We start from the raw sequence: 12,847 nt of genomic DNA, 5'->3' as shown, positions 1-12,847 counted from the left end.
TCAATAGCGCGAGGGCGCGGGCGATCGCGGTGAGGAGACGACCCATGGCCTGGCGCATGCCCGCCGAGACGGCGCCCCACGAGCGCACCTGGATGGCGTTCCCCGCCGAGGGTCCGACGCTCGGCGACACTGCCGCCGAGCGCGAAGAGGGCTACGACACATGGACCGCCGTCGCCCACGCGGTCGCCGAGTTCGAGCCGGTCACGATGCTCGTCGACCCCGCCGAGGTCGCCAGGGCCCGGCGCATGCTGAGCCGCGACATCGACATCGTCGAAGCTCCGGTCGACGAGTTCTGGATGCGCGACTCCGGCCCCACGTTCGTCGTCGACGACGAACGTCCCGGCGTGCTCGGCGCCGTGGACTGGATCTTCAACGGCTGGGGCGCCCCGGAGTGGGCGCAATGGCGCAAGGCCGCCCAGCACGCCCGCATCATGGCCGGAGCCGTCGGCGCCGAGCTCGTCAGCTCGACGCTGGTCAACGAGGGAGGCGGCATCCACGTCGACGGCGAGGGCACGGTGCTGCTCACCGACACCGTGCAGCTCGACCCCCGCCGCAACCCGTATGCTGACCGACAGCGGGTCGAGGCCGAGATGGCACGCACGATCGGCGCCGCGAAAGCCGTCTGGCTACCCCGCGGGCTCACCCGCGACTACGACGACTTCGGCACGAACGGACACGTCGACATCGTCGCGACCATCGTCTCCCCCGGCCGCCTGCTGCTGCACGACCAGCGCGACCCCGACCACCCCGACCACGAGGTGAGTCGCGAGCTGCGGTCGCACCTCGCCGGCCAGACGGATGCCGCCGGTCGCCGCTTCGAGATCATCGACCTGCCCGCGCCCGCCACGCTGCGCGACGACGAAGGCTTCGTCGACTGGAGCTACGTCAACCACCTCGTCACGAACGACGGCGTCGTCGCGTGCGGCTTCGGCGAGGAGAAGGCGGATGCCGCGGCGCGCGAGATCCTCGCCGACGCCTACCCCGGTCGGCGGGTCGTCACCGTCGACGCGCGCCCGCTGTTCGACCGCGGCGGCGGCATCCACTGCATCACACAGCAGCAGCCACGCGTCGAGGCGGTGCACCCGTGAACGTCCACGAAGCAACCATCGCCGAGCTCCGCCGCGCGCTCGAGAGCGGAGCTGCCACGGCGATCGACCTCGTCGACGCGTACCTCGCCCGCATCGACGCCTTCGACGCCCCCGGCACCGCGACGTCGCTGAACGCCGTGGTGGTCCGCAACCCCGAGGCCCGCGCCGAGGCCGCGGCATCCGACGCCCGCCGCGCCCGCGGTGAGACGCTCGGGCCGCTCGACGGCATCCCGTACACCGCGAAGGACAGCTATCTCGTGCGCGGCCTCACCGCGGCATCCGGCAGCCCGGCCTTCGCCGAGCTCGTCGCGCAGCGCGACGCCTTCACGATCGAGCGCCTGCGGGCCGGCGGCGCGATCTGCCTCGGCCTGACGAACATGCCGCCGATGGCGAACGGCGGCATGCAGCGCGGCGTCTACGGCCGCGCGGAGAGCCCGTACAATGCCGACTTCCTCACGGCGCCGTTCGCGTCCGGGTCGTCGAACGGATCCGGCACCGCCACCGCTGCGAGCTTCGCGGCCTTCGGACTCGGCGAGGAGACCTGGTCGAGCGGCCGGGGCCCCGCGACGAACAACGCCCTGTGCGCGTACACCCCCTCGCGCGGCGTGATCTCGACCCGCGGCAACTGGCCCCTCGTGCCCACGATGGACGTCGTCGTGCCGCACGCCCGCACGATGGCCGATCTGCTCGAGGTGCTCGACGTGATCGTCGCGGACGACGCCGAGATCCGCGGGGATTTCTGGCGCGCCCAGCCGTGGGTCGCGCTTCCCGCCGCATCGGACGTGCGGCCTGACTCGTACCCGGCGCTCGCGAACGGCGGAGAGGCTCTGCGCGGTGCCCGCATCGGCATCCCCCGCATGTACATCAACGCGGATCCGGATGCCGGCACAGCCGACGCTCCCGGCATCGGCGGTCCGACGGGGCAGCGCATCGACACGCGCGCGTCGGTGATCGCCCGGTGGGAGGCCGCCCGTCGCGACCTGGAAGCCGCCGGAGCCGCAGTCGTCGAGGTCGACTTCCCCGTCGTGTCGAACTACGAGGGCGACCGTCCGGGCGCTCCGACCATTGCGACCCGCGGGCTCGTGTCTCCCGAGTATCTGCGCCGGGAGATCGTCGACCTGTCGGCGTGGGGCTGGGAGGACTTCCTGCGGGCGAACGGCGATCCCCGCCTGTCGACCCTCGCCGATGTCGACGGGGCGACGATCTTCCCGCAGCCGGAGGGCGCGCTACCCGACCGCTACACCGGCTTCGACGACGATATCGCCGAGTACCCGGGCTGGGTGCGCGAGAACCCCGGCGTCGGGATCGCCGACATGCCGGAGCTCCCCGATGGGCTGCGCGGACTGGAGGAGACCCGCCGCGTCGACCTCGAGCAGTGGATGGACGGCCTGGGCCTCGACGCCGTCGTGTTCCCCGCTGTCGCCGATGTCGGGCCCGCCGACATGGACGTGAACGAGGCGTCGGCCGACCTCGGCTGGCGCAACGGCACGTGGATCGCGAACGGCAACCTCGTCGTGCGGCACCTCGGCATCCCGACGGTCACCGTGCCGATGGGCCTCATGGACGACATCGGGATGCCGATCGGGCTGACCTTCGCCGGTCGCGCCTACGACGACACGGCGCTGCTGCGCCTCGCGGCGGCGTTCGAGGCGATCGGCGGTCCGGGCGAGCGCCGCACTCCCCCGCCTCGCACCCCGGCTCTGTAGTCCTGCCGCGTTTCGACCCACAGCGAAGCTCCTCGCTCAACGATCAGCGGGGAAGCCACCCCGGGTCGTCGCGCGAGCGCCGTCCCCTCCGGTCGTGGAGCGAGCGCAGTCCCCCCGGTCGTTGAGCGAGCGAAGCGAGACGAAACGCGGTGCCCCGCCCGCTCAGTGTGTCCAGGTGTGCACGGGCTCGCCGGCCTGCATCCGCTCGATGTAGTCCGAGAGCATGCCGTGCAGGGCGTCCGACCGCGTGGCGCCGGACCGCTCGCGAGCCGCCACGTTCTCCCGCTGCCAGACGGCTCCGTTGCGGCCGGTGAGGCACCGCTGTTCGATGATCCCGAGATACCGATCGCGAACCTCCGGGTCGACGCCGAAGGCGTCCAAGCCCTCGGCCGCTGCCGGAAGCAGTCGTCGCAGAACGAGCTCGCGCGGGCTGATCCAGCCGACCTCCGGCCAGTACAACCGCGAGTCGATGCCCCCGCGAGCGGCAGCCTGCAGGTTCTCCGCGGCGGCGTCGAAGGTCATCTGCGTCCAGATGGGGCGATCGGCTTCAGCGGTCCTGCGCACGAGGCCGTAGTAGAAGGCGGCATCCGCCATGACGTCGACGATGGTCGGGCCGCCGGGCAGCACCCGGTTCTCGAGGCGCAGGTGCGCTGTGCCGTCGGCGACATCGTAGATCGGACGGTTCCAGCGGTAGACCGTGCCGTTGTGCATGCGCAGCTCGGAGAGCTCGGGGGCACGGCCCTCGTCGAGCACCTCGAAGGGATCCTCGTCCGAGCACACGGGCAGCAGGGCGGGGAAGTACCGCGAGTTCTCCTCGAAGAGGTCGAAGATCGAGGTCACCCAGCGCTCGCCGAACCACACGCGAGGACGCACGCCCTGGTTCTTCAGCTCCTGCGGGCGGGTGTCGGTCGCCTGCTCGAACATCGGGATCCGCGTCTCGTGCCACAGCGCCTTGCCCGCGAAGAACGGCGAGTTCGCCGCGAGGGCCACCTGCACGCCGGCGATCGCCTGCGCCGCGTTCCAGTACGACGCGAACGACTCGGGAGCGACCTGGAGGTGCAGCTGCACGGAGGTGCACGCGGCCTCCGGCAGGATCGTGTCGCAGACCATCGCGAGCTGCTCGCCGGGTCGGTCGTCGCTCAACGCGACCCCGTCGATCTGCAGCTCGATGTCCTCGCCCCGCGCCGCGAGGATCTGCTGTCCGAGCAGGCTGTAGCGGGGATCCGCCGAGAACCAGCGCTCCGTGAAATGCGTCTCGTCGAGCGTCGGCAGCATCCCGATCATCGCCAGGCTGCTGCCGGCCGACCGCGCCCGCTCGTCGGCGACGTCGAGCGCGCCGCGCAGGACGTCCTCGAGCTCACGGAGATGACCGGCGCCGATCGGTCGCGGCGCGACGTTGACCTCCACGTTGAATCGCGCGAGCTCGGTCTGGAAAGCCGGAGAGGCGATCGCGTCGAGCACCGCCGCATTGCTGCGGGACGGCGCCCCCTGCTCATCGACGAGGTTCAGCTCGATCTCCATGCCGAGCTGCGAGTCGGGAGCGTCCACGGGGGCGAACCGTCCGTGCGCCAGCATCGACGCCAGCGCGTCGAGGCACCGCTCCGCCTTCGCGCGGAACTGAGTACGGTCCTGGCGCGTGAAAGTCCGCGCCTCGATGCTGTCGCCCATGTGTTCGACGGTATCCACCCGGGCGGCCCGACGTCGAGCACGGGCTCCCCTCTCGCGCGCGACGGCGAGACCCCGCTATGCTGTCGAGCCAGGAACATATCACCTCTGTGACGCTCGCCATGAAAGTGATATGTTCGAGGAATGAGCACCGAGAACGAGCGCGCGCTGGAATCCGGCATCGTCACGGATCTGAGCGGAAAGATGACCTACGGGTCGTATCTCGCACTCGACCAGCTGCTCACGGCGCAGCATCCCGTCAGCGTTCCCGAGCACCACGACGAGATGCTGTTCATCATCCAGCACCAGACCACCGAGCTCTGGCTCAAGCAGCTGCTGCACGAGCTCTCGTCAGCACGCGAGCTGCTCGCCCGTGACGACCTGCGCGAAGCGCTCAAGCGCATCGCGCGCATCAAGCGGATCCAGGACGTGATCACGCAGCAGTGGTCGGTGCTCGCGACGCTCACCCCGACCGAGTACGCGCAGTTCCGCGGGGCGCTCGGCAACTCGTCCGGCTTCCAGTCGGTGCAGTACCGCGCGGTGGAGTTCGCGCTCGGCAACAAGAACGAGAAGATGCTCGGCGTCTTCTCCGACCACCCCGCGAACCGCGCACTGCTCGAGGCCGAGTGGGAGAAGCCGACGCTCTACGACGAGTTCCTGCGCTTCGCCGCCCGCCGCGGCCTGCCCGTGCCCGCGGAGATCCTCGACCGAGACGTCCGCCTCCCCTACCGGGAGACGCCCGAGCTCGTGCCGGCGATCCGCGCGATCTACCAGGACCCCGCAACGCACTGGGACCTCTACGAGGCGTGCGAGGACCTCGTCGATCTGGAGGACAACTTCCAGTTCTGGCGCTTCCGACACCTGAAGACCGTCGCCCGTACGATCGGCATGAAGGTCGGCACCGGCGGATCCAGCGGCGTCGGGTTCCTGCAGCGCGCGCTCGACCTCACCTTCTTCCCCGAGCTGTACACGGTGCGCACCGAGATCGGCGGCTGATGAGGGCCGCGACGTTCTTCGACGGAACGCGATGGCGCGAGGGCGTCGTCGGCGCGGACGACGATGGGCGGATGCTGCTGCGCGACGAGAACGCGGCATCCGATCTCCCCCGGCTCGACGGCGTCGTCGTCGGCGGATTCACGGATCACCACGTGCACCTGCAGCTCGTCGAGCACGAGCGGCTCGCCGGCTCGCGGCTGGGGCGGGTCGTCGACCTCGGTGGGGATCCCGCGGTCGTGGCGCCGTACGCGGGCGCAGCGCGTGTCGTCCCGGCCACCGGCGCTCGCTCGCGGGGCGACCGGGATGACCGCCCCCGGTCGTTGAGCGAGCGCAGCGAGACGAGACGCGCCACTCGCATCGATTTCGCCGGGGCGTTCCTCACACCGGTCGGCGGATATCCGTCGGACCGCTCCTGGGCGCCGGCCGACTCGTTCCGCGAGATCGCGACCGCGCAGGGCGCCGTCGCGGCGGTGGCGGAGATGGCGGATGCCGGAGCGTCCTGCATCAAGGTCGCGAGCAACAGCTCAGCGGGACCCGTGTTCGACGACATCGTGTTCCGGGTGCTCGTCGAGGCGGCGGACGACCGCGGCCTGCCGGTCGTCGCCCACGCCGAGGGGCGCGGCGAGGCGCAGCGCGTCGCCCGACTCGGAGCCGCGACGCTCGCACACGCGCCCTTCACCGAGAGGCTCACCGACGACGAGATCGCCGAGCAGGCGGCATCCGTCTCGTGGATCTCGACGCTCGCGATCCACGGGGGCGCCGAACTGCGCGTCGCCCTCGACAACGTTCGCCGATTCCACGCCGCGGGCGGCGCCGTCCGCTACGGCACCGACATGGGCAACGGCCCGACCCCGGTCGACCTCAACCCACTCGAGATCGCGGCCCTTCGAGACGCGGGGCTCGACGACATCGCGCTGCTGCGCGCGCTCGCGCCCGCGGACCCCTGCGGCCCGGCATCCGTCCTTCTGCTCCTGCCGCACCCAGAGGCCGACCCGACGCTCGCCCGCCCACTCACCCCCGCCGACCTGGAGGCCTGACATGACCGCTCACGAACCGCGGCCCGCCGCCGACGCGCTGCTCGACCTCGCCGCGGCGCTCGACGCCGCCGACCCGCTCGGCGCGCACCTCGACGCGTTCGTCGACGCACCGGGAGTGCACGCGTACCTCGACGGCAACTCGCTCGGGCGCCCGCTGCGCGTCGTGCCGGAGCGTCTCGCGTCCTTCGCACGGGAGGACTGGGGCACGCGCCTCATCCGCTCCTGGGACGAGCAGTGGATGGCGCTGCCGATGGAGCTCGGCGACCGCATCGGCGCGATCGCTCTCGGCGCTGCACCGGGTCAGACCGTGGTCGCCGATTCGACGAGCGTGCTCATCTACAAGCTGCTGCGCGCGGCCATCCCGCGCGACCCGGCGCGCACCGAGATCGTGATGGAGCGGGGCAACTTCCCCACCGACCGCTTCCTCGTCGAGGGCGTGGCCGCCGAGACGGGGACGACGATCCGGTGGATCGACCCCGATCCGGTGCACGGCGTGCAGGTCGCCGATGTCGTCGCGGTGCTCTCGGAGCGCACGGCAGTCGTCTCGCTGAGCCACGTCGACTACCGCTCCGGCGCGCTGGCCGACATGCGGGCGATCACCGCCGCCGTGCACGACGCCGGCGCCCTGATGATGTGGGACCTCTGCCACTCGGCGGGCGTCGTGCCGATGCAGCTCGACGAGTGGGGCGTCGACCTGGCGGTCGGCTGCACCTACAAGTACCTGAACGGCGGACCGGGATCCCCCGCGTTCGCCTACCTCCGCCGCTCGCTGCAGGGCGTGCTGCGCCAGCCGATCCAGGGGTGGTGGAGCGCGGCCGACATCTTCGCCATGGGTCCGGAGTACGTGCCGGCCTCCGACATCCGCCAGCTGCTGAGCGGCACCCCGCCGGTGACCTCGATGCTCGCGATGCAGGGGATGCTCGACCTCATCGAGCAGGCGACGATCGCCGCCGTGCGCGAGAAGTCGCAGGCGCTCACCGATCTCGCGATCCGCGCCTACGACGAGGTGCTCGTCCCGCTCGGGGTGCGCCTGCTCAGCCCGAGGGATGCCGCGGCGCGCGGCGGCCACGTCACGATCGGCCACCCGGACTTCCGCGCCGTGACGCAGCGGCTCTGGGCCGACGGGATCATCCCCGACTTCCGGTTCCCCGACGGCATCCGCCTCGGGCTGTCGCCGCTGAGCACGTCGTACTCCGAGACGGTCCGCGGGGTGCTCGCGGTGCGCGACGCCCTGCAGCAGCATGGCTGACGCGGTCGGGCAGCCGCTCGACGACATCGACGCGCGGCCCGGCAGCACGGCATCGCTGCTGCGCACCCTGATCGGTCTGTACCTGCGTCCGCTGGGCGGCTGGATCTCGACCGCCGGCCTTGTGGCGCTCGCCTCTGACCTGGGCATCGACGCGGCCCCCGCGCGCACGGGCATCACGCGCCTCAAGCAGAAGGGTCTGCTGCAGAGCGAGCGACGGCAGGCACCGGGCTACCGACTCAACCCCGACGCGGTGCCGATGCTCGAACGCGGCGACCGGCGCATCTTCGCGATGCACGAGATGTCGGATGCCGACGGCTGGTGTCTCGTGTCCTTCTCGATCCCCGAGAGCGCCCGGAGTGTGCGCCATCAGCTGCGGCGCCGCCTGCAGTGGATCGGCGCCGGGCTCGTGTCATCCGCGCTCTGGATCTGCCCGGGGCATCTGCGCGCGGAGGTGGAGCAGATCCTCGACGACCTCGACGCGCGCCGATGGGCGACGCTGTTCCAGGCCGACGCGCCCTCACCGCCGGGGTCGCTCGTCGAGGCGGCGGCGAGCTGGTGGGACCTCGAGGCGCTGCGCGCCGAGCACCTGACCTTCCAGCGGTCGCTCGCGACCCTTCCCGCCGAGCCCTTCGCCGCCTACGTCCACCTGATCGACCGCTGGCGGGTGCTGCCCTACACCGATCCCGGACTGCCGCCGGCGATGCTGCCCGCCGACTGGCCCGGACGACGCAGTGTCGAGGAGTTCACGAGACGGTCGCGCCCTCTCGCGGGCCCGGCGCTCGCACACGTGCGCAGTGTGGTCGCGGCCGCCTGACTCACAGCGCGCGGTCGCGCCGTTCGTTCGGCGGGGCGGTCGTGGCGCGTACGACCAGGCGGGTCGGCAGGGTCACGTGCATCTGATCGATCTCCCGTCCGTCGAGGAGCGCGAACACCATCTCCGCCGCGACCGCGCCGAGTCGGCGCATCGGCTGCTGGATCGTGGTGAGCGGGAGTGCTCGTCGGGACGCCTCCGGGACGTCGTCGAAGCCGATCACGGACAGGTCCTCCGGAACGCGGAGCCCGAGATCCTGCGCGACCTCGATCACGGCGATCGCGGAGAGGTCGTTCGCGGCGAACACGGCCGTCGGGCGATCCTCGCCCGCGAGCAGACGCCGAGCCGACTCGCGCGTGGTCGCGAGGTCGTAGCGTCCGATCGCGACGAGCGCGGGATCGGCGGGGATGCCGGCATCCGACAGAGCGCGTCGGTACCCGGCGTCGCGCAGTCCGGCGGAGCGCAGGTCGGGCCGCCCGGCAAGGAATCCGATGCGCCGGTGTCCGAGCTCGATGAGGTGGCGGGTCGCGGTCAGCGCGCCGCCGAAGCTGTCGGACTCGACGGTCGGCAGATCGGCGCGTCCGGTGTGCGGGTCGATCGCGACGACGGGGATCTCGGTCGCTGCACTCACCACGGTGGGGGTCACCATGATCGCCGCATCGATGAGGGTTCCAGACAGCCGGCTGAGCGAGCGCCGCTCCCACCCGTCTCCGGCCCCCAGGTGCGATCCGCTGTAAGCCAGCAGGTCGACCGCCGTCCCGTGCACCGCGGCGCCGACCCCCTTCAGGATCTCCGCGCTGAACGGCTCGAAGTCGGCGAGCAGCACGCCGACGACGCCCGTGCGGCGCGCCCGCATGCTGCTGGCGACCAAGCTCGATTCGTACCCGAGCTCGCGCACCGCGTCGAGCACGCGCTGCACCGTGGAGTCGGCGATGCCGTACCGGCCGTTGACCGCCTTGGACACGGTCGACACTGACACGCCCGCCGCCTTCGCGACGTCGTGGATCGTCGTCCGCCCGCCCATGTCGAGTCAGCGTAGACCGCCGCGAGCTGACATGGAAACTGTTTTCGAAAACGTTTGACGATCCTCCGGGACGTGAGAAGACTGCATCCACCGCGATCTCACCCGAGCCCCGCGGGGCGCCCGCAACGCAGCGAGGCGCAACTCGATGAGGAGAACATCACATGACCAGCAGAAGGCTCCCCCTCGCCTCCGCAGCGGTCGTCGTCGCCGGAGCGCTCGCGCTCTCCGGCTGCACCGGCGACTCGTCCGGCGGCGACGGCGACGGCACGCGCATGACCCTCTGGCACAACTCCACCACCGGCCCGGGAGTGGAGTTCTGGGAGACGACGGTCGCGGACTTCGAAGAGGCCAACCCCGGCGTCACGATCGAGATCCAGTCCATCCAGAACGAAGACCTCGACGGCAAGCTGCAGACCGCGCTGAACTCCGGCGACGCCCCCGACATCTTCCTGCAGCGCGGCGGCGGCAAGATGGCCGCGATGGTCAAGGCCGGGCAGCTGAAGGACCTCACCGACGAGATCAGCGGCGCGGCCGCCGACGAGATCCCGGATGCCGCGTACTCGGCGAACAGCCTCGATGACAAGATCTACGCGATGCCGGTGGCCGTGCTCCCCGGCGGACTCTTCTACAGCCAGGACCTGTTCGACCAGGCCGGCATCACCGAGACCCCGACCACGATCGACGAGCTCGAGACGGCGACCGAGGCGCTCAAGGCCGCGGGTATTGACCCCGTCGCGCTCGGCGCCAAGGACGCCTGGCCGGCCGCCCACTGGTACTACTGGTTCGCGCTGCGCGAGTGCAGCTCCGACACGCTCGCGAAGGCCGCGGACGAGATGAACTTCGACGACGAGTGCTGGGTGCGCGCGGGCGAGGATCTGCAGGACTTCGCGGCCACCGAGCCGTTCAACAGCGGCTTCCTCACGACCACCGCGCAGCAGGGTGCGGCGAGCTCCGCCGGACTCATCGCCAACCACCAGGCGGGCATGGAGCTGATGGGCGCGTGGAACCCCGGCGTCATCGGATCGCTCACCCCCGATCAGAAGCCGCTGCCCGATCTCTCCTGGTTCCCGTTCCCCGAGGTCGAGGGCGGCGAGGGCGAGCCCGGCTCGATGATGGGCGGGGTCGACGGCTACTCCTGCTCCGTCGACGCGCCGGACGCCTGCGTCGACTTCCTCAACTACCTCGGCACGAGCGACGTGCAGACCGCGTACTACAAGGCGTTCAACGCTCCGCCGGTCAACACCGTCGCCCAGGAGGCCGTGACCGAGCCGTACCTGCAGAAGATCCTCGAGGCCTACAACGCCGCGCCGTACGCGTCGCAGTGGCTCGACACCGTCTACGGCCAGAACGTCGGCAACGCGCTGAACGTGGCCGTCGTCAACATGCTGGCCGGTCAGGGCGGTCCGGAGGACATCGTCGCCGCCGTGAAGGATGCGGCAGCGAAGGCGTGAGGTGCGCGCCCGGCTGGAAGTGATCCTTCTGGCCGGGCCCGCCCTCGTCGTCTTCCTCGCCTTCGTCATCTTCCCCGTGCTGATGGCCGCGTACTACGGCTTCTTCAGCTGGCAGGGATACGGAGTCCCGACCGACTTCGTCGGCCTCAAGAACTACCTCACGATCCTGCAGGACCCGCTGTTCATCGACGCGCTCGCCCACAACGGCGTCATCCTCGTCATGTCTCTCGTGCTGCAGGGGCCGGTGGCGATCCTTCTCGCGCTGCTGCTGAACCGCCGCATGCGCGGACAGTCGCTCATCCGCGTCCTGATCTTCGTCCCGTACGTGATCTCGGAGGTCGTGGTCGGCACCGGCTGGAGTCTGATGCTCCAGACCAGCGGCGCCCTGAACGCACTCCTGACGAACATGGGACTCGGGGCGCTCGCGACCGACTGGCTCTCCGACCCCGCGATCGCGATCTGGACGCTGATGGCGATCATCACCTGGAAGTACGTCGGGTTCGCGGTCATCCTCTTCCTCGCGGGCCTGCAGGGTATCCCGCAGGAGCTGCACGAGGCGGCGGCCATCGACGGCGCCTCGTACTGGCAGACCCAATGGCGGATCACGCTGCCGCTGCTCGCCCCGACCCTGCGGATCTGGGCGTTCCTGTCGATCATCGGCTCACTGCAGCTGTTCGACCTCGTCTACATCATCTGGGGGCAGTACATCGCCTCCACCGCCGGCACGTCGACCATGGCCACCTACATGGTGTCGGAGGGTCGCAACGCCGGGAACTTCGGATACGGCAACGCCGTGGCCGTGGTGCTGTTCGTGATCTCGCTGATCGTCGCCCTGATCTACCAGCGCGCCGTGCTGCGGCGCGACACCGAGGGCGCGCTGACCGGCGCCGGAAGGAAGGAGAGGAAGCGATGACCGCCACCTCGGTACTCGTGACGCAGCGCCCCGGAGCGCGTCGGGCGCCACGGCCCCGACTGCCGTGGGCGAACCCCGGCGTCTACTTCATCGCTCTCGTCGCAGTCGGGCTCATGCTCGCGCCGATCGCGTACATCATCGTCGGCGGATTCCGCACGAACTCCCAGATCACCACCGACCCGTCCGGCCTGCCGCAGCCGTGGGTGCTGACGAACTACCTCGACGTCATCACCGGGGGCATCTTCTGGCGGCAGGTGCTGAACTCGCTGATCGTCGCCCTCGCCACCACCCTGGGCGTCGTCGCACTCGGCCTCATGGCGGCCTACGTGCTGGCCCGCTACCGGTTCGCCGGTCGCGGCGTGCTGTACGCGTTCTTCGCCGCGGGGCTGATGTTCCCGCTGACCGTCGCGATCACCCCGCTGTACATCGTCGTGCGGAGCCTCGGACTGATGAACTCGCTCGGCGGCGTCATCCTGCCGCAGATCGCGTTCGCGCTCCCCACCACGATCATCATCCTCGTCCCGTTCCTCAGGGCGATCCCCGATGAGATCCAGGAGGCCGCGTTCATCGACGGATGCAGTCGCCTCGGGTTCTTCTGGCGGATGGTGCTCCCGCTTTCGCTGCCCGGCGTCATCACGACCGGCATCCTCGCCTTCATCGGCAGCTGGAACGGGTACCTGCTGCCGCTGTTCATCCTCAACGACTCGGCCGCTTTCACGCTGCCGCTCGGCGTGCAGTCCTTCGCGTCGCAGTACTCCGTCGACACCGCGAAGGTCCTCGCCTTCACCTCGCTGTCGATGATCCCGGCGCTGATCTTCTTCAGCGTCTTCGAGCGCCGCATCGTCGGCGGACTCACCGGCGCGGTCAAGGGATGAGCGCGCACATGACGACGAGAACGACCGAGAGA

At 70.6% G+C, this 12,847-nt stretch carries 11 protein-coding genes; 9 read left to right on the top strand and 2 right to left on the bottom strand.

Annotated elements, in window-relative coordinates; translation table 11 throughout:
- The first annotated feature begins 44 nt into the window (after window positions 1-44).
- On the top strand, window positions 45-1,088 hold the full coding sequence (locus AUC47_RS16435) for an agmatine deiminase family protein (protein ID WP_096716269.1): 1,044 nt from the start codon (window positions 45-47) through the stop codon (window positions 1,086-1,088).
- A complete protein-coding gene (locus AUC47_RS16430; protein ID WP_096716268.1) occupies window positions 1,085-2,794 on the top strand; it encodes an amidase in 1,710 nt (569 codons plus the stop codon). The genes AUC47_RS16435 and AUC47_RS16430 overlap by 4 nt, the downstream gene beginning before the upstream one ends.
- A gap of 162 nt (window positions 2,795-2,956) precedes the next feature.
- Here AUC47_RS16430 and AUC47_RS16425 read toward each other — a convergent pair whose 3' ends face one another.
- Window positions 2,957-4,462 (bottom strand): glutamate-cysteine ligase family protein, encoded by a 1,506-nt coding sequence (locus tag AUC47_RS16425; RefSeq protein WP_096716267.1) that lies wholly within the window; start codon window positions 4,460-4,462, stop codon window positions 2,957-2,959.
- A 141-nt stretch (window positions 4,463-4,603) separates the two neighbouring features.
- On the opposite strand from AUC47_RS16425, the gene AUC47_RS16420 reads away from it, so the two are divergent.
- From AUC47_RS16420 to AUC47_RS16405, 4 genes are read left to right on the top strand one after another with little or no spacing between them, the layout of a single operon-like run.
- A complete protein-coding gene (locus AUC47_RS16420) occupies window positions 4,604-5,455 on the top strand; it encodes a tryptophan 2,3-dioxygenase (RefSeq protein WP_096716266.1) in 852 nt (283 codons plus the stop codon).
- Window positions 5,455-6,492, top strand: a complete 1,038-nt coding sequence (locus AUC47_RS16415; RefSeq protein ID WP_096716265.1) for an amidohydrolase family protein — start codon at window positions 5,455-5,457, stop codon at window positions 6,490-6,492. The genes AUC47_RS16420 and AUC47_RS16415 overlap by 1 nt, the downstream gene beginning before the upstream one ends.
- 1 nt (window position 6,493) lies before the next feature.
- Window positions 6,494-7,741, top strand: coding sequence for a kynureninase (locus AUC47_RS16410; RefSeq protein ID WP_096716264.1), 1,248 nt, complete (start codon window positions 6,494-6,496; stop codon window positions 7,739-7,741).
- Window positions 7,734-8,555 carry a PaaX family transcriptional regulator gene (locus AUC47_RS16405; RefSeq protein WP_096716263.1) on the top strand — a complete coding sequence of 274 codons (822 nt, stop codon included), beginning with the start codon at window positions 7,734-7,736 and terminating at the stop codon, window positions 8,553-8,555. The genes AUC47_RS16410 and AUC47_RS16405 overlap by 8 nt, the downstream gene beginning before the upstream one ends.
- A gap of 1 nt (window position 8,556) precedes the next feature.
- Here the strand turns inward: AUC47_RS16405 and AUC47_RS16400 are convergent, their stop codons facing one another.
- Window positions 8,557-9,576 (bottom strand): LacI family DNA-binding transcriptional regulator, encoded by a 1,020-nt coding sequence (locus tag AUC47_RS16400; RefSeq protein ID WP_096716262.1) that lies wholly within the window; start codon window positions 9,574-9,576, stop codon window positions 8,557-8,559.
- Between the two features lie 161 nt (window positions 9,577-9,737).
- On the opposite strand from AUC47_RS16400, the gene AUC47_RS16395 reads away from it, so the two are divergent.
- From AUC47_RS16395 to AUC47_RS16385, 3 genes are read left to right on the top strand one after another with little or no spacing between them, the layout of a single operon-like run.
- Window positions 9,738-11,027, top strand: a complete 1,290-nt coding sequence (locus AUC47_RS16395) for an extracellular solute-binding protein (protein ID WP_096716261.1) — start codon at window positions 9,738-9,740, stop codon at window positions 11,025-11,027.
- Entirely contained in the window at window positions 11,008-11,940 is a 933-nt protein-coding gene (locus AUC47_RS16390; protein ID WP_096716260.1) for a carbohydrate ABC transporter permease, read from the top strand. Before AUC47_RS16395 ends, AUC47_RS16390 begins: the two co-directional genes overlap by 20 nt.
- Window positions 11,937-12,815, top strand: coding sequence for a carbohydrate ABC transporter permease (locus AUC47_RS16385; RefSeq protein WP_096716259.1), 879 nt, complete (start codon window positions 11,937-11,939; stop codon window positions 12,813-12,815). Before AUC47_RS16390 ends, AUC47_RS16385 begins: the two co-directional genes overlap by 4 nt.
- The last annotated feature ends 32 nt before the right edge of the window (window positions 12,816-12,847 follow it).

The organism is Microbacterium sp. SZ1 (assembly GCF_002362255.1).
Lineage (GTDB): Bacteria > Actinomycetota > Actinomycetes > Actinomycetales > Microbacteriaceae > Microbacterium.
This window is presented reverse-complemented; position numbering and strand designations above follow the sequence as displayed.